Below are 16813 nucleotides of genomic sequence, written 5' to 3' on the forward strand. Positions count from 1 at the left end.
AAGGGGATCACGTGGCGGGACTGCGCCTGGGGCCACTGCTGCGGTACGTCGACGGCACATCCGCGACGGTGTGGGTCGAGACGAGCCGACCCTGCACCGCGGAGGTGCGCTGCGCCGACGGCACCGGTGGGGAGGCCCGCACCTTCCAGATCGAGGGCCATCACTACGCGCTCGTCCCGGTGACCGGCCTGACCCCGGGCACGACTCGGGCGTACGAGGTCCACCTGGACGGCACACGCGTGTGGCCGCTGCCGGACTCCCCGTTCCCGGACTCCGCCATCCACACCCCGACCGACCGGACACCCGTCCGCGTCGCCTTCGGTTCCTGCCGGTGGGCCGCGCCCCCGTCCGGCGAGAAGGACCCGGTCGGCCCGGACGCCCTGGACACCCTCGCGACCCGGATCGCCGCCGACCCCGAGGGCGAACGACCTGACGTGCTGCTGCTGTTGGGCGACCAGGTGTACGCCGACGAGACCTCCCCCGCGACCCGCCGCTGGCTGGCCGCCCGCCGCGACCTGAGCGACCCGCCGGGCAACGAGGTCGCGGACTACGAGGAGTACACCCACCTCTACTACGAGTCCTGGCTCGACCCCGAAGTGCGCTGGCTGCTGTCCACCGTGCCCAGCTGCATGATCTTCGACGACCACGACGTCGTCGACGACTGGAACACCTCCGCCTCCTGGCTCGCGGACATGCGGGCCACCGACTGGTGGCAGGAGCGGCTGCTGAGCGGCCTGATGTCCTACTGGGTCCACCAGCACCTGGGCAATCTTCCCCCCGACCAACTGGCCGCCGACCCGCTCTACGCGGCCGTCCGCGCGGCACCGGACGGCACGGCCGTCCTGCGCTCCTTCGCCGCCGAGGCCGATGCCGACGCCACCGCGGCGCGTTGGAGCTACCGGCGCGACTTCGGCCGCGTCCGGCTGCTGATGGTGGACTCCCGGGCGGCCCGTGTCCTCGATGAGGAGAACCGCTCGATGCTCGACCCGGGCGAGATGCGGTGGCTGCGCGAACAGGCGCTGGACGCGCGGGAGTCGTACGACCACCTCCTCATCGGCACCTCGCTGCCCTGGCTGCTGCCGCACCTGGTGCACGACGCCGAGGCGTGGGACGCCGCCCTGTGCCGGGGCGACAAGGGCGCCCGCTGGGCCCGTTTCGGGGAGAAGCTGCGGCGGGCGGCCGACCTGGAGCACTGGGCGGCCTTCCCGGCGTCCTTCGAAGCGCTGGCGGACCTGATCGCCGAGGCCGGTTCGGGACCGGACGCGCCGGCGACCGTGCTGGTGCTGTCCGGGGACGTGCACCACGCGTACGTGGCCGAGGCGACGTGGCCCTCGAAGTCACCGGACGCGCGGGTGCTCCAGCTCACCTGCTCCCCCGTCCACAACTCCATCCCGCTGTCCATACGGCTCGGCTTCCGCTTCGGCTGGAGCGCCGCGGCCCGGGCCCTCGGCCGGCGCTTCGCCCAGCACGGAGACTGCGCCCGGCCACCGGTCAGCTGGCGGAAGACAGGCGGCCCCTGGTTCGGCAATCAGCTGATGACCCTGACCCTGCACGGCCGTTCGGCCCTCCTGCGACTGGAACAGGCGCGGGAGGAGCGGGGGGAGCCGGAGGAACAGGGTGCACGCGGAGAGCAGGGGGCGCGCGGAGAGCGGCGAGCAGCTGCCAGGCTGCGGACGGTCATGGAATCCGAACTCGCCCCGTAGTTCACGGGGCCGCGGGGCCACGGGACCCCTCCCTGAGCCGCGGATTCACGGAGCCGGGGGACACACGGACCCGCGGATTCACGGAGCCACGGGTTCACGAGCCCACGGGTCGACGAGCCCACGGATTCACGAACCCGCGGGATTCACCGCGTCCACGAGTACCCGTCGGACAGTTGTCCGCGTACGTCATGGTCCGCCCCGCATGCCCGGCGGGTACGGCTCTGGAGGGCAATCCCCCCGTTGCGCCCCTTTGTTGCACAGGTGACCCGTGATGCTCGTGACGCCTCCCACACTCCGTACCCTCAGGGGTCGGCTCCCGCTGCCGCCGACGGCATGATGAGGCGGACCGTCCGCTTCCAGTCGCACGCCCGCCCCGAACGAGCTCCACCACGCGCCCCACACGCCCGGGAGTCCCACCCTTGTCCGCACCGACCACGGACCACGCGCCCGTCTCCGTCGCCCTGGTCGGCGCCGGTCCGCGCGGCACCAGCGTCCTCGAACGCCTCTGCGCCTCCGCACCGGAACTCCTCCTTCCCGGCACCCGGCTGACCGTCCATGTCGTCGACCCGGCCCCGCCCGGCCCCGGCCGCGTCTGGCGCACCGCTCAGTCGTCCGAGCTGCTGATGAACACCGTGGCCTCCCAGGTGACCCTGTTCACCGATGACAGCGTGGACTGCTCGGGACCGGTCCGGCCGGGTCCCAGCCTGCACGAGTGGGCGGGCGGCAGGCTGGGGCCGGACGAGTACCCGACCCGTGCCGAGTACGGCCGGTACCTGGAGTGGGTGTTCGCCCGGACGGTGCGTGAGGCGCCGCCCGGGCTGTGCGTACGGACGCACACGGCACGCGCGGTACGGCTCGACGACGCCCCCGACGGCCGCCAGACCCTCGCCCTTGACCACGGCGGCGTCCTGACCGGCCTGTCCGCCGTCGTCCTCGCCCAGGGCCATCTGCCGGTCGCCGCGGACCCGACGGTGCGGCGGCACACCGCGTACGCCGATCGCCACGGCCTGCGCCACATCCCGCCCGCCAACCCGGCCGACGTCGACCTGTCCGCCGTATCCCCCGGTGAACCGGTGCTGTTGCGGGGCCTGGGCCTCAACTTCTTCGACCATACGGCCCTGTTGACGACGGGCCGCGGCGGCCGTTTCGTCCCCGACGGCGAGGGGCTGCGTTACCTGCCATCGGGCCGCGAGCCGCGGCTGTACGCGGGTTCGCGGCGCGGCATCCCGTACCAGGCGCGGGGCGACAACGCGAAGGGCCCCTACGGCCGTCACCTCCCGCAGGTCCTCACCGACGAGGTGATCGCCCGCTTCCGTAAACGCGCCGACTCCGGCGAGGCCCCGGACTTCCTCGCGGAGATATGGCCCCTGGTCGCGAAGGAGGTGGAGACGGTCTATTACGAAGGACTGGTCGGGGACAGCGAGTTCGGCGCCACGGACCTCTGGGCCACCAAGGTCGGCCCCTCCGTCTTCCGGGACCGTTTCCTCGGCACCGCGCACGGCAGTCCCGAAGAGGCGTCCGTGCTCGACGAGTTCGGCGTGCCGGAGAACGACCGCTGGTGCTGGGACCGGATCTCCCGCCCGTACACGGAGCACGCCTTCCGCGACCCCGATGCCTGGCGGGAGTGGCTGCTCGGACACCTTCGCGAGGACGCCGTCCAGGCGGCCCTCGGCAATGTCTCCGGGCCACTGAAGGCGGCCCTGGACGTGCTGCGTGACCTGCGCAACGAGCTGCGGCAGATCGTCGACCACGGCGGACTCGGGGGCGCCTCCCGCCGCGACCACCTGGACCGCTGGTACACCCCGCTGAACGCGTTCCTCTCCATCGGACCGCCCCGGCGGCGCATCGAGGAGTTGGCGGCGCTGGTGGCGGCGGGCGTGGTGGAGGTGCTCGGGCCGCGTCTGGAGGTGCGCGAGGAGGACGGGGCGTGGGTGGCCCACTCGCCCGAGGTACCGGGTTCCGCCGTACGCGTGACGACCCTCGTCGAGGCGCGGCTCCCGGAAGCCGACGTGCGCAGGACCGCCGACGAACTGCTCGCCCACCTGCTGAAGACCGGGCAGTGCCGGCCACACACCGTGGACGGTTACGAAACCGGGGGGTTGGACGTGACCCGCCGCCCATACCGTCTGATGGACCGTCAAGGACGCGCGCACTCAAGGCGGTTCGCCTTCGGAGTCCCGACGGAAGGTGTGCACTGGGTGACCGCGGCGGGAGCCCGGCCGGGTGTGGATTCGGTCACGCTTTCGGACGCGGACGCGGTGGCCCGAGCCGTTCTACGTGCGACGACAGGCGAGACGGAAGGGAAAGCGGGGGCGACCCCGCGGCTGAATGTTGAACTTGCAAGCATCGATTAGGCTCACCTAACGTAGGTGCTCCACTCGGTTCGTCCCCCGACCGGCCCCCCACGGGCCGGCCAACCGAAGGAGTGCCCCCACCATGACCATGACCGAACGCCTCAACAGAGCCCAGCCGTACGCCGTCGGCCTGTTCCGTATCGTCGTCGGCCTGCTCTTCGCCTGCCACGGCGCCGCCTCACTCTTCGGCGTCCTGGGCGGTGCCGACGGCAGCGGCGGCACGGCCGAGACCGGCGCCTGGCCCAACTGGTACGCGGCCGTCATCGAACTCGTCGGCGGCTGCCTCGTGTTGCTCGGCCTGGGCACGCGGGTCGCCGCGCTCATCTCCTCCGGCTCGATGGCCTACGCGTACTTCAAGGTGCACCAGCCCAACGCCCTGTGGCCCATGGAGAACAGCGGTGAGGGCGCCGCGATGTTCTGCTGGGCCTTCCTGTTGCTGATCTTCACCGGATCCGGCGCCTTCGGCCTGGACCGCCTGTTCACCAAGGACTCGGCCGCCGCGGAGCAGCCGTCCACGCAGCAGACCCCGGTGGCGGCCTGACCCGGCCGGCCCACCCGTGACGACGGCGCCCGTTCCCGCGGCTCACGCGGGGGCGGGCGCCGCTCCGTGTCGCCGATCGCCCCGGCTCCCGGGCCCCGAGCCCCGGTGAAGGGACTGTCAGCCTCCAGGCGTACGCTGTATGGCTGTTACAGGACGCCCCTGCCGCACCCCCGCGACACCCGCGGCAGCGCAGCACGACCGGCCACACCGGGATACGGGGAAACGGGGATACGGGGAGTCACGGTGTCAGAGAGTGTGGGGGCGTTGACCGGCAGTCCATGGATCTACGCCATGGTGGCGCTGTCGGTGCTCCTGGACGTGTTCCTGCCGGTCCTGCCGAGCGGTGTCCTGGTCATCACGGCCGCCACCGCCGCGGCCGCGGGCTCCGGCGCGGCGGCCGGCGAGGTACCGGACAAGGTGCCGGACATCCTGGCGCTGATGTTCTGCGCGACCACGGCATCCGTGCTGGGGGACCTGGTGGCGTACCGGCTGGCCTGGCGAGGCGGCGAACGTCTCGACCGCGCGATCTCCCGCTCCCGTCGGCTGAGCGTCGCGCAGGAACGTCTCGGCACGGCCCTGGCCCGGGGCGGGGGCACCCTGGTCGTCCTGGCCCGATTCGCCCCGGCCGGCCGCTCGGTCGTCTCCCTCGGCGCCGGCGCCGCCCACCGCCGGGTCCGCGACTTCCTCCCCTGGTCCGCCCTGGCCGGCCTCTCCTGGGCCGCCTACAGCGTCACCCTCGGCTACTTCGGCGCCCGCTGGCTCGGCACGACCTCGGCCTGGCTGGCGACGGGGGTGTCGGTGCTGGCCCTCTTCGGCGCGGGTGCGGGGGCGGCGTACGTGATGCGACGGCAGCCGGCAACGGCGGAGGCGTCGTAACGAGGGACGACCACGCTCGCCCCGCCACCCGCATGCACCACAGCACCAGGTCAGGCCAGGTCAGGCCGGCACCAGGTCAGGGTCGCGCCCCCCACACCGGCCCTTGTCACCCGGCCCTCCGTGCGGTCGCCCCCCGGACCTCCAGTCCGGCCAACAACTCGGCCGTGGCCTCGGCGATCACGTCGACCGCACGGTCGAACACCTCCTGGTTGTGCGCGGCGGGCGCCCGGAACCCGGACACCTTCCGCACGTACTGCAGGGCAGCGGCCCGAATGTCCTCCTCCGTCGCCTCCTCGGGCAGAACCGGCGGACGGAGCGTCTTGATACTGCGGCACATACCCCCAGTCTCACCCCTCAGGCCGACACCTGTCCCCTCACCGGAACCCGACGCCTGCGGTGATCGCCCGCGAGGCGGCCACCGCGAAGGGCCGACCGACGAGAGGCACCTCCACCTGGACGACGACCCGGGGGTCCGCACGGCTTTGCCGAACTGGCAAAAACGCTCGCGGCCCCTCCCCGGACCGTCGCAGGATCGGCGTACGAGACGCCGTAGCACCGCCGTCCGGACCCTGTCCCGCGGCCGGTGCGCCCGACCCACGGAGGACGAGGCAATGCCGCAACCGGACCCCCGCTCCACAGACCTCACCCACCACCTGGTCCCCGGACCCGCCGGCCGGATCCACCTGGTGGAACAGGGGACGGGGCCGCTGGTCCTGCTGCTGCACGGGTTCCCTGAGTCCTGGTACTCGTGGCGGCACCAACTGCCGGTGCTGGCCGCCGCCGGGTACCGCGCGGTCGCCGTGGACGTGCGGGGATACGGGCGCTCCTCGAAACCGGACGCGGTGGACGCGTACCGGATGCTCAACCTGGTGGCGGACAACGTCGCCGTCGTCGAGGCGCTGGGTGGGCCGCTGGGTAGGCAGCCCGCGGTGGTCGTCGGGCACGACTGGGGCGCGACGATCGCCGCGCACTCCGCCCTGCTCCGGCCCGACGTGTTCCGCGCCGTCGGCCTGCTGAGCGTCCCGTACACGCCGCCCGGCGGCCCCCGCCCCACCGAGATCTTCGCCCAACTGGGCGGTGGGGAGGAGGAGTTCTACGTCTCCTACTTCCAGGAGCCGGGCCGGGCCGAGCGGGAGATCGAGCCCGACGTACGCGGCTGGCTCGCCGGTTTCTACGCCGCCCTGTCGGCCGACACGATGCCCGCACCCGACGCCTCTGATCCGCATTTCGTGAGCCGGGGCGGCACCCTGCGCGACCGCTTCCCGCACGGCCGACCTGCCTGGCTCGGCCAGCATGAACTCGACGCCTACGCCGAGGAGTTCGAGCGTACGGGCCTCACCGGCGCCCTGAACCGCTACCGCGCGATGGACCTCGACTGGAAGGACCTCGCCGACCACACCGGCGCTCCGGTCTCCCAGCCGTCACTGTTCCTCGGCGGCACCCTGGACGCCTCCACGACCTGGCTGTCCGACGCGATCGACGCCTTCCCCACCACTCTGCCGGGCCTGCACGCCTCCCACCTCCTCGAAGGCTGCGGCCACTGGATCCAGCAGGAACGCCCCGCGGAGGTCAACGGCCATCTGGTGGAGTGGCTGGCATCCTTGCCCGCCGAGGCCGACAGTCACTAGCGACCGGGCCTGGGGGCGATCAGGTCAAGTCGATGTCGATGTCGATGTCGATGTCCAGCTCGGCCGGCCACTGGGCGTTCTGGTTGGCCGGCCCTGCGGGGAGGGTCGGCGGCTGGGGTCAGTGGCTGCGGGGCGCGTACATGATCACTGCCATCCCGGCGAGGCAGACCAGGGCGCCGGTGACGTCGTACCGGTCGGGCCGGTAGCCGTCGGCGACCATGCCCCAGGCGATCGACCCGGCGACGAAGATCCCGCCGTACGCGGCGAGGATGCGCCCGAAATTGTCGTCATGCTGCCAGGTGGCCACGACCCCGTAGAGACCGAGGGCGATGACGCCGGCGCCGATCCAGATCCACCCCTTGTGCTCGCGGATGCCCTGCCAGACCAGCCAGGCGCCACCGATCTCGAAGAGGGCCGCGACGACGAACAGGGCAAGGGAACGAGCGACAGTCATGGTCGGTGAGACTACCGGCGGCCCGTGCCGCTGATTTTCGCGGCCAGGGCGGTGCGATGCGATGCGGATGGTGGCCCGATCCGCGATCTTCGCGACACCCTCGGGGAGGTTGGCCGCAACCCGTACCTGGAGCCCCGCCACAGGGCGGTCATGGCGGGGCCGGCCGACCTCCAGGAGCTCTGCGGGCTCCTCCAGCGTGAGCCCGACCCACTGGGCAGCCTTGATCACCCGCAGTGCAGTCACTTGGCCGTTCCATCCTGAATGTCACGACTGTCGCGCCTCGGCGCATCCGGCCAAACGGTGTCCCGTGCCACTGATCCTTGACCGATTGCCATCGAAGATGGATCACTGCGCGGTTCGTGCCAACGAACTTCGATCGGCCTGGTCAGGCTGATTCATGGGTGACGGGTCGTGTCGCAGATCGTTGTCAGCGCATGAAGCTGATCTTCACGAATCGAAAGCGGTCGGCGGCACTGTGTACGGCCGGTGTGGTCCTGGCAGGCGGGGCGCTCTGGGACGGTGGTCCTGCGACCGCGGCAGCAGCGTCGACCTGCGCACTGGGCACTACCTTCAACCCGACCACCTATAAGGACTCGGGGACGTACACCTGCGCGGGGCCCGCGGGCAAGCACATCCTGACGGTCTCTCTGATCGGCGCTGGTGGTGGCGGCGGTGGCGGTGGCGGAGGCATGGGCGGTTTCGGCGGTGGGGGCGGTGGCGGAGGTGGGGGCGGAGGCATCATCACCTGCAGCGGTCCGTACATCGCCGGCCAGGACATCGTCATCAAGGTGGGCAGCGGCGGCAGGGGTGGCAGCGGCGGAGTGGGCAGCGGCAGCGGTATCAGCCCCTCGGCCCACGGTCTGGACGGCGGCTCGGGCGAGCCGACCAGCGTCACGTTCGGCGAAGGCACCGCGGACCCGTCCTTCGTAGAAGCCAAGGGCGCCGTTGGGGGCAACGCAGGCAGCAGGGGCATTTTCATCGGCGGTAACGGCCAGGGCTACGAAGGCAGGGGCCAGGCGGGCGGCGACGGCGGCGGCACCGCCTGCACCGTCGGCAGGTGGACCAGTGCCGGTGACACCGGCAGCGACGGCAAGAGCGGTACCGACGGGACCACCAACGACTCCGGCGGCTCGGGCGGCGCCGGGGCCACCGTCTCAGCCACCACCTCCCTGCCCTACAGCGCCTGCGGGTCAAGGGCCGGGGCCGGCGGCGCGGGCGGCGACGGCGGCCGTAGCACCGCCTACAACGGCAGTGGCGGTGGCGCGGGCTGCGTCGTTCTCAGCTTCAGTAACTGACACCCGGCTGCCCCCTGCGGTGTCCCGGACCGGCGCCCAGCAGGGGGCAGTGCACGGCGAGGCCCTGACCAGGGCGATCAAGATTCGATGGCACGAACCGAGCGGTGACCCACCTTCGATGGCAATCGGTCAAGGATCAGTGGCACAGGACAAACGGGCTCACACCCTTCGAAGAACCTCCCTGAGCAACTCGCAACTCAAAATCGAACAGGCGTAGCATTACCCTGTGGCTACGCCCTATGACTTTCCGAGTGACCTCCTCGCCGGTCAGGAGGAGCTGCATCAGGTCCGGACCGAGCTGTCAGCCCTGCTGAAGCGACTCCCCTGGTCGGTCGAACCGCTGGACGGCTTCAGCGACGACAACGGCTGGCGCAAAGTGGAGCGCCCCGCCTCCCCCGGCTGGACGGCCGACGAACAAGCCGAGGTGGAGAAGCTCCGGCAGCGCGAGCACGAACTCGCGGTCTTCGTCAGCGGCCACCGTTTCTGGGCGGAGGTCGTCGCGGCGGGGCGGGTGGGCGCCCGTATGACGCTGAAGCACGCACACGCGCACGGGGATCGGGAGTAGCCGGAGACGTGAGTACGCCACGCGCTAGCCACGTTCTCCGCAGGTCACCCATGCGGGAAGATCAACTGATCACAGCTGGTCAGTCACTGATCAGTGCAGCGGTCCGAGTTACAGAACCCACCGAAGCACGATCAGTTCCGGACCGTGATCAAGCTCGGAGGCTGTGCAAAAGAGTGACCCGCGGAGGATGGAGCCAGCTGAGCCGGGCCTGGCGTATACCGAGCTGGAGCAACAGGCCCGACCATCGCGAGGGCGATTTCGTATCGGCGCGGCTCAGATCTTGTGGGTGTCGATCGGTGACACCGTCACGGCGGAGGAGCCCGGGGAGCAGCCAGGCCGGCTCGACGACCTCGGCCCGTACCGCCGCCGCCCACTCCGCCCGTAGCCGCTCGTACACTCCCCGGCCGTCCGGTTCAGCCGGCTGCCCCGCCGCCGCAGCAGGAGCGCGCGGATGTCCTCGTTCACGGCCGCAGCCGAGCACACGGACCCGGAGGCCGAAGAGGAGGGGGACATGATCCCAGGATCTCGGTGAGCCGTGTCAGCCGACACCGAGCACGGCCGCCACTCGCTCCGTGTCCGCCAAGTCGTCGAGCACCATCTCGGCGCCAGCAGCCCGGAGTTCATCCGCCGAGGTCCGGCCCGTGGCGACCGCGACCACCGGCACCCCTGCCTCCCGCCCGCCCGCCACATCAGCCGACGTGTCCCCAAGAAACACCGCCTTCTCCGGCGGTACACCCGCGTGATCGAGCGCCGCCAGCAGCAGCTCCGGCCGCGCCTCCCCGTCCTCCGCGTATGCCCCGTCGTCGAGCCGCAGGTAGGTGTCCAGGCCGAACACGGCCAGCTTCACCTCAGCCGCCTGCCTGACGTTGCCAGTCACCACGGACTGGCGCACGCCTCTGTCCGCGAGCGTCGCCAGCACCGCCGCCACGCCGGGCAACGCATGCCCGCGCTCCCGCAACTCGGCCGCACGACGGACGTGCGCTGCGCCAAGCGTGTCAGCGAACCGGGTGAACAATTCATCGCTGTACGACACCCCATGCAGGCGCGCGGTCTCCCGCAGGATGACCCGCTCCGTCGACCCGGTCACCGAGGCCTGCTCTCGCAGCACCATGCCTGTCACCTGCTGGAACGCATCGGCCCACAGTTCGCCGCCGAGGCCTCTCGTCGCCATCAGCGTATGGTCGACGTCCCACAGCACCAGCTCCGGCACCGGCGTCTCCTCTCTCCACGAACACGGAGTCCCCACGCAGCGTGCACCCTACGCTCGACTCAGCGAGCAAGGAGCAGGCGCATGGTTGCAGCAGACCTTTCCATCGGGGACAGGATCAGGCACTACCGCGGGGGCCGCCGCCAGGACGCGGTGGCTGGGCTGGTCGGCATCACACCGGACTACCTGTCCCAGATCGAGCGCGGGCTGAAAGTCCCGTCGCTGCACATCCTGTACTCGCTCGCGCAGGAGCTGGGGGTGCCCACCGCGGCGCTGCTGTCGGAGCGTCCGCCCATCGAGGAGGAGGCAACGGACACCGCGGAGGCCGCGGTCGGGCGCGCGCTCCTCGGGTACGGGCCGGCCCGCAGCTCCCCACCCGTAGCAGCGGGCTTACTGAGGGACCGGGTGGAGGCCGCGTGGGAGAGCTGGCAGACCAGCTCCCTGCGATTCACCGAGGCCGCCAAGACGCTGCCCGCCCTGGTCGCCGACGTCGAGCACGCGGCGCGTATCGCGCGCACCGGGGCTGATGCGGCCGAGCGGCGTGCCGTACTCCGGGCAGCCGCGGACCTGTACTGCCTGCTCCGCTCCTACCTCCGCCGCACCGGCCGTGTCGACCTGGCCACCCTCGCCGCCGATCGGGCAATGCGGGCGGCGGAAGACGCGGACGATCCGCTGCGCATCGCGGCAGCCCAGTGGAACTTCGGGCATGTGCTCCTCGCTGCCGGTCAGCCGGGCGAGGCGGAGGAGCTGTCCCTCCGAGCTGCCGAGCAGGTGGCCGCTGCGCAGGTGCCGGAGTTGGAGCGGGCAGCGATGGAAGGTGCCCTGCAACTTGTCGTCGTGGTGGGCAACGCCCGCCGCCGACGGTGGTGGGAGGCCCGCGAGCGATTGCGGGAGCATGCGGCACCGGCCGCCCGGCAGGTCCCTGACGGCAGCAACGTTGGCTGGACGGTGTTCGGGCCGACGAACGTGGCGCTGCACGCCTTGTCGATCGAGATGGAAGCGGGTGAGACGGGCGAGGCGCTGCATACTGCGGACGCCGTCGACACGAGCGGACTGCCGTCGCTGGAACGTGAGTTCACGTTCGGTCTTGAGGTAGCGGCTTGCCACAGCCAGCGCCGCGATGACGCGGCGGCGCTGCTCTCCCTACTCGGCCTTGAGGCGATCGCCCCGGAGGATTTGGCGCGAACCCCGTTGGCGCGGCAGTTGGTGCTGACGGTGATCCGGCGGGCGCGGGCGATGCATGCTCGGCAGGCCGAGCAGCTGGCAGTGCGAATCGGCTTGGTCTAGGAGCCTGTGGTTCACCCGGACTGTGAGTTCGGGTGAGACGGGCGAGGTCTGCCTACGGTCACGTGGTGAGACGGATCACCGTGACCGTGGAGGCCGGACCTATGCCATCAGAAGCCAGCACCACCGCCAGCCCGCTCTTACTGCTCCCTCTCCCCGCCCTTGACGGGCTGTCACAGGAGCAGGTACGCGGCGCGGCATGCATCTGGTGTGGCGTCCGCCTTGTCACCACCACGGCGGTTGACCTGGGCGAGCGCCGTCACAGGCGTTTGGACGGGGTCTACTCGACGTTCCCCCGGGCCTGTCGCGGCTGCGCTGGAGAGGCTGCGGTGCGGGCTCTCCGCGACCACGCCGGGCAGTGCGAGCAGTGCGTTGACGACGCCTCGCTTTGCGAGATCCGGACCGCGCTGGAGCCGATCGCACGGGAGGGACGATGAGCACCGAAACCCTCACCCCGGTCCAGGAGGCGTTCATCGCCCTCGTCGACCACTGCACCGGGTGTCCCGACTGCAAGGCGACCCCGGCCCTGCCGGACAAGACACCCGAGTGCCCGAAGGCAGAGTCGCTGTACCGGGCCTGGTTCATCCTCTGGCGCAAGGAGACCCGGCGGTGAAGATCTGCGCACGATGCGACCTCCGCATCCTCCCCGGCGACGAGAAGCCCGTCGACAACGCCGCACCCACCGGAGCCGGCACGACGGTGTACATCCACAAGCATCTGTGCCGGAAGACTCCTACCCAGACCTCTCCCAGGCCCTGGAGCCGGGAGAGCTGAACACCGGTGGGAGGTGGATTCCCTATGGACTCCGGCCACAGGAACGGCCCCCCGGAGATCACTCCGGAGGGCCGCCGACATGCCGCTGACCTGGATCTTGACGGTCAGTGGGCGCGGACGGTTTCGAACCGCCGACATCCTGCTTGTAAGGCAGGCGCTCTACCCCTGAGCTACGCACCCGAACGAGTCGACAGCCTACCCTGCCCGGGGCGCCCTCCCGCAAACCCGTATCGATCCGGATCAGACCTGTATCAGGCCCGTACCTGCAGCCGTCCACGACGTCATGTGCGGGGGTTAACCCCACTCGTGATCCGGGAGGTCACAGGATCCCGCGGTGGGCCCCGGGTCCGTACGGTCGAAGGGCGAAGAGCGGGGAAGAGCGGGCGCGTGGAGCGTCCGCCGAGCCTTCGCCAGCCGTCCCAGGGGGAGATCGTCATGGCCCGTTCCATCGCCGCCCGTACCGTCGCCGCGACCGGTGTCGTCACGGCGCTCGTCATCGGGGCCACCGCGTGCGCCTCCGCCGGGGACGACAAGGACCCCGACCACCGGTCCTTCGCGTTGCAGGGACGTACTCTCACCATCGACTCCGACGACTCCGCGCTGGAGATCGTCGCCACGGACGACCAGCCGACGGGCAAGGTCGCGGTGACCCGCTGGTTCCAGGGCACGGTCACCATGGGCAAGGATCCCAAGGTCACCTGGTCCATGAAGGACGACCGGCTGACACTGCGGATGAAGTGCTCCGGTGTGGTCGCCGACTGCGCGGCCGATCACCGCATCGAGGTGCCGCGCGGGATCGCCGTGAAGGTCGAGGACGGCGACGGCAACGTCCGGGCCCGCGGCTTCGAGGACGCGCTGAGCATCCGTACGGGCGACGGCTCGGTCCGTGTCACCGACACCACCGGCCCGCTGGACCTGCGCACCGGCGACGGATCCGTGCGCGCCGAGGTCTCCTCGCGGCAGGTCCGCACCCACACCGGTGACGGCTCGGTACACCTCGAGCTCGGCGCCGTACCGGACCGGGTGGACTCCCGCTCCGGAGACGGCTCCGTCACGATGGTGCTGCCCCGCGCCACCTACCGCGTGACGACCCGGACCGGCGACGGCGGCGTGGATGTGTCCGTGCCCCGGGACGACTCCAGCTCCCATGCGGTGTCCGCGCAGACCGGGGACGGCAAGGTCACGGTCCGAACCGCGAACTGACCGGCCCGTGTGTTCGTCCTCAACCGGTGGGAGAATGGCACTGGGCAGGATGGATCACAGCACGGGAGAGGCATGTGACGGCGACACCACCGCAGTCGGACTCGCCGTCGGTGCCGCGCGCACCCCGTCCCGTACGCCTCGCACTCCGCGACACCCTCGCCCTGATCGTTCTGCCGCTGGTCGGCGCGCTCGCGCTGCCCGCCGCCTTCGCCGGAGGTGGCACCCGGCGCTGGTTCGGCGGCCGCGCCGAGAACCAGCGCGCCGAGGCGCAGGCCGCGAAGGACGCCGCCGCGGCCGCGTTCTACGAGCTCGACACCGCCCAGCGTGACCTGCAGATCTCGATCGAGACCATCACGGCTGTCGACGACTCCCCGGCCGCCCGGCGCACGGTCGCCGACTTCGACGCGATCGGCCGCCGCATCGACGAGGCCAGCCGCCAGTACATCGAGGCCGTCGACGCGTACGACCTCGACCACCATGACCTGGAGGCCTCGGCCGCCGCCCAGGCCCGCACCGCGCTCACCCGGGCCAAGGACGAACTGGCTCGGGTCAAGCAGGAGCTGGACCGGTTCACGGGCGGGCTCGGACCACTGCTCGGCAAGGCCGAGACGCAGCTGGCACGCCTCGCCCCCGCCGTCGAACGGGCCCGCCAGGGTCTGCTCGCCGCGTCCAACGCCCTCGATGCCGTACGAGGATCAGGACTGAAGGCGGACGATCTCGCCGCCCGTCTCGCCACCCTCGCCCCCGAGCTGACCAAGCTGAACCAGGGCGCCGGACAGCACGGCGTCCCGCAGACACTGGAACGCGCCGAGAGGGTGGCCCGAGAGGCCGAGACGGTCCGGGCGGAGGCCGAACGGCTGCCGGAGCGGGCCGCCGAGATCGACCACCGGCTGGTCTCCCTGCGTACCCGCGCCCAGGCCCTCACCACCCGCGCCGAGCAGGTCGAGCCGGTCCTGAGCGAGCTGCGGCGACGCTTCACCGCCGCCTGCTGGCAGGACCTCCAGCACGTCCCGGACCAGGCCGAGCAGAACGTGGCCCAGGCCGAGCAGAAGCTGCGCGAGGCCCGCGCCGCCCGTGACGACCAGCGCTGGCCGGACGCGACCGCCCTGCTGTCGACCGTTCGCGCGCTGCTCAACACGACCGACGAGTCGGTGTCGGCCGCGCGCGACCGGCTGGAGCGGCTCAACGCCGTGCAGAAGGACCCGCGGCAGGAGATCGACAGGACGCGCTTCGCGATCCGGGACGCCCAGCGGCTGGCGATGACCGGCCGGACGACGCCCGAGCCGCGGCACGCCCGACCGCTCGACGACTCCGTGGGCCGCCTGGACCGGGCGATCGCGGGCCTGGAGGGACGGCACCCGGACTACTGGCACTTCCTCACCGAGACGGAGGCGGTGCGCCAGTCGGTGGCCAGGGTGGTCGCGCAGATCCGGGAAGATCGCGGTTCTGCAACGCCGTAAGGCGCGGGGCTGTCTCGATACGCCGGGCTGTCCCGATACGCGGCTCCCCGCGCGGCCGCGACCAGCCATGGTGGTGCCGCGGACAAGAAACGACACCACCGGAAACACGGCACCACCGGGAATAACGGCACCACCAGCGGAGCGTCTAGCTGCGGTAGCCGTAGTACGCGGAGTTCGGGTACGACGCGATCAGGCTCGACAGCGACCGCCGGTAGGTGTCGGTGTCGTGGTAGGTCAGGTACGGGACACCGCTGGAGCTGCGGTACGTGGTCATCATGGAGTGGTCCTTCGACCCGTCCTTGTCGAAGTCCACCTGCAGCACGTCACCAAGGTCCATCTGGTACGCGTTGGGCAGCGCGGTCGTCCGCTTGGCGGTCTGCGTGAACCAGGACCACTCGTTGACGCCGATCCAGGTGTCGGATTCGCTCGTCTTGGAGTACCAGGTGTCGTAGTCCTCCGTGGAGCTGGTGACCTGCTTCCAACCGCCGGCGAAGAGGGACTGGCTGAGGAAGTTGGTGCAGTCGCCGCCGACGCTGTTGTAGCGGCGGTAGGCGGAGTTGTAGTTCTTCCAGTACTTCTCGGCGTACGTCACCATCGCCGCGTAGTTGTACGGGGTCGTGGTGGCGAGGTTCTTGGGCTTGGCCGGGGCGGGGTACGTGATGGCCGACTTGGGCGCGTCGATGACGGCGTTCAGGTGGACGGTGGCCGCCGCGGTGGCCGGGGCGGGCTGGTTGACCGGGCGGGGGCCGCGGTCGGTGAGCCGTTCGCCGGTGAGCTGCCAGGTGCCGTCCGGGCGGGCGGCGAAGGTGAGTTCGTGGTGGGCGGTGAAGCCCGTGGTGGCGGGTTCGTCGCCGCGTATCTTCGCGTACGTCAGCGTGGTGGCCTCGGTGACCTGGACCGTGGCCGTGCTACCGCTCAGGCGGGTGCTGTCGACGGTGACCTCGGTGTCGCCGTCGGTGTAGGCCTCGCCGAGCGCGGCGAGCCGGGAGCGGGTGTTCCGCAGGGACGTCAGGGCGGTGTTCTCGGTCGTGGCCTGCGCGGCGGCGAGCTGGACGCCACCGGTCGCCTTCAGGGCCGTACGACCGGACGAGGACCCATCGAGCAGGGCTGCCGTGCGGTCGGTGAGCAGGGCGTCCGCGACGCGGCCGAACGCGTCGGTGGTCGCCGCGGTCACGACGGGGGACGGGGTGCCGGCCGCGTGGGCGGCGGACACGGGGAGCAGTGCGGCGGAGAGGGCCGACACGACCACGGCGGCGCAACGGGCCCTGCTCGTACCGGACATGCTTGATCTCACTGGGTGTCTCCTTGAGGCGGGGGGTGGTTCAGCGCACGACCGTCGACCAGTCGGGGGGGGGGGGGGGGGGGGGGGGGGGGGGGGGCCCCCCCGGGGGGGGGGGGGGGCCACACCACCCCACGGCCCCCGCCGTGAAGGGAAAGCCCATTCACTGCAAAAAAGTGGGGACCTTAAA

16 protein-coding genes and 1 tRNA gene are annotated in these 16813 nt (G+C 71.3%); 12 read left to right on the forward strand and 5 right to left on the reverse strand.

The annotated features are described in order from the left end of the window. Positions 1 to 11: 11 nt before the first annotated feature. From M2271_RS32630 to M2271_RS32645, 4 genes are all read left to right on the forward strand, one after another. A complete protein-coding gene (locus M2271_RS32630; protein WP_280891012.1) occupies positions 12 to 1703 on the forward strand; it encodes an alkaline phosphatase D family protein in 1692 nt (563 codons plus the stop codon). Between the two features lie 419 nt (positions 1704 to 2122). Further along, entirely contained in the window at positions 2123 to 4057 is a 1935-nt protein-coding gene (locus M2271_RS32635) for an FAD/NAD(P)-binding protein (protein ID WP_280891013.1), read from the forward strand. An 88-nt stretch (positions 4058 to 4145) separates the two neighbouring features. Continuing rightward, the gene (locus M2271_RS32640) at positions 4146 to 4598 is read left to right on the forward strand and encodes a DoxX family protein (protein ID WP_280891026.1); all 453 of its coding nucleotides are present in this window, start codon (positions 4146 to 4148) and stop codon (positions 4596 to 4598) included. Positions 4599 to 4841: 243 nt separating this feature from the next. Beyond that, a complete protein-coding gene (locus tag M2271_RS32645; RefSeq protein ID WP_280891014.1) occupies positions 4842 to 5474 on the forward strand; it encodes a VTT domain-containing protein in 633 nt (210 codons plus the stop codon). 106 nt (positions 5475 to 5580) lie between these two features. Here M2271_RS32645 and M2271_RS32650 read toward each other — a convergent pair whose 3' ends face one another. Next, positions 5581 to 5811 carry a DUF2277 domain-containing protein gene (locus tag M2271_RS32650; protein WP_280891015.1) on the reverse strand — a complete coding sequence of 77 codons (231 nt, stop codon included), beginning with the start codon at positions 5809 to 5811 and terminating at the stop codon, positions 5581 to 5583. A 274-nt stretch (positions 5812 to 6085) separates the two neighbouring features. Here M2271_RS32650 and M2271_RS32655 point away from each other — a divergent pair, with 274 nt between their 5' ends. After that, positions 6086 to 7102, forward strand: coding sequence for an alpha/beta hydrolase (locus M2271_RS32655; protein WP_280891016.1), 1017 nt, complete (start codon positions 6086 to 6088; stop codon positions 7100 to 7102). Between the two features lie 118 nt (positions 7103 to 7220). Here the strand turns inward: M2271_RS32655 and M2271_RS32660 are convergent, their stop codons facing one another. Beyond that, positions 7221 to 7556, reverse strand: a complete 336-nt coding sequence (locus tag M2271_RS32660; RefSeq protein WP_280891027.1) for a YnfA family protein — start codon at positions 7554 to 7556, stop codon at positions 7221 to 7223. A gap of 434 nt (positions 7557 to 7990) precedes the next feature. Between M2271_RS32660 and M2271_RS32665 the strand changes: the two genes are divergently transcribed. Beyond that, on the forward strand, positions 7991 to 8851 hold the full coding sequence (locus M2271_RS32665) for a hypothetical protein (protein WP_280891017.1): 861 nt from the start codon (positions 7991 to 7993) through the stop codon (positions 8849 to 8851). A 226-nt stretch (positions 8852 to 9077) separates the two neighbouring features. Next, positions 9078 to 9416 (forward strand): hypothetical protein, encoded by a 339-nt coding sequence (locus M2271_RS32670; RefSeq protein WP_280891018.1) that lies wholly within the window; start codon positions 9078 to 9080, stop codon positions 9414 to 9416. Between the two features lie 538 nt (positions 9417 to 9954). Here M2271_RS32670 and M2271_RS32675 read toward each other — a convergent pair. Further along, on the reverse strand, positions 9955 to 10626 hold the full coding sequence (locus M2271_RS32675; protein ID WP_280891019.1) for an HAD family hydrolase: 672 nt from the start codon (positions 10624 to 10626) through the stop codon (positions 9955 to 9957). An 81-nt stretch (positions 10627 to 10707) separates the two neighbouring features. On the opposite strand from M2271_RS32675, the gene M2271_RS32680 reads away from it, so the two are divergent. From M2271_RS32680 to M2271_RS32690, 3 genes are all read left to right on the forward strand, one after another. Next, positions 10708 to 11910, forward strand: a complete 1203-nt coding sequence (locus tag M2271_RS32680) for a helix-turn-helix transcriptional regulator (protein WP_280891020.1) — start codon at positions 10708 to 10710, stop codon at positions 11908 to 11910. Between the two features lie 430 nt (positions 11911 to 12340). Further along, the gene (locus M2271_RS32685; RefSeq protein WP_280891021.1) at positions 12341 to 12520 is read left to right on the forward strand and encodes a hypothetical protein; all 180 of its coding nucleotides are present in this window, start codon (positions 12341 to 12343) and stop codon (positions 12518 to 12520) included. Beyond that, positions 12517 to 12681 carry a hypothetical protein gene (locus M2271_RS32690; RefSeq protein WP_280891022.1) on the forward strand — a complete coding sequence of 55 codons (165 nt, stop codon included), beginning with the start codon at positions 12517 to 12519 and terminating at the stop codon, positions 12679 to 12681. Before M2271_RS32685 ends, M2271_RS32690 begins: the two co-directional genes overlap by 4 nt. A 108-nt stretch (positions 12682 to 12789) precedes the next feature. Here M2271_RS32690 and M2271_RS32695 read toward each other — a convergent pair. Further along, positions 12790 to 12861: transfer RNA gene (locus M2271_RS32695), tRNA-Val, on the reverse strand. A gap of 255 nt (positions 12862 to 13116) precedes the next feature. Here M2271_RS32695 and M2271_RS32700 point away from each other — a divergent pair. Next, positions 13117 to 13884, forward strand: a complete 768-nt coding sequence (locus M2271_RS32700; protein ID WP_280891023.1) for a DUF4097 family beta strand repeat-containing protein — start codon at positions 13117 to 13119, stop codon at positions 13882 to 13884. 74 nt (positions 13885 to 13958) lie between these two features. Continuing rightward, positions 13959 to 15344: a hypothetical protein gene (locus M2271_RS32705; protein WP_280891024.1), complete on the forward strand. Its 1386-nt coding sequence runs from the start codon at positions 13959 to 13961 to the stop codon at positions 15342 to 15344. Positions 15345 to 15489: 145 nt separating this feature from the next. Here the strand turns inward: M2271_RS32705 and M2271_RS32710 are convergent, their stop codons facing one another. Beyond that, on the reverse strand, positions 15490 to 16626 hold the full coding sequence (locus M2271_RS32710; RefSeq protein WP_280891028.1) for an amidase domain-containing protein: 1137 nt from the start codon (positions 16624 to 16626) through the stop codon (positions 15490 to 15492). Between the last annotated feature and the right edge of the window lie 187 nt (positions 16627 to 16813).

The organism is Streptomyces sp. LBL, assembly GCF_029893585.1.
Taxonomy (GTDB): domain Bacteria; phylum Actinomycetota; class Actinomycetes; order Streptomycetales; family Streptomycetaceae; genus Streptomyces.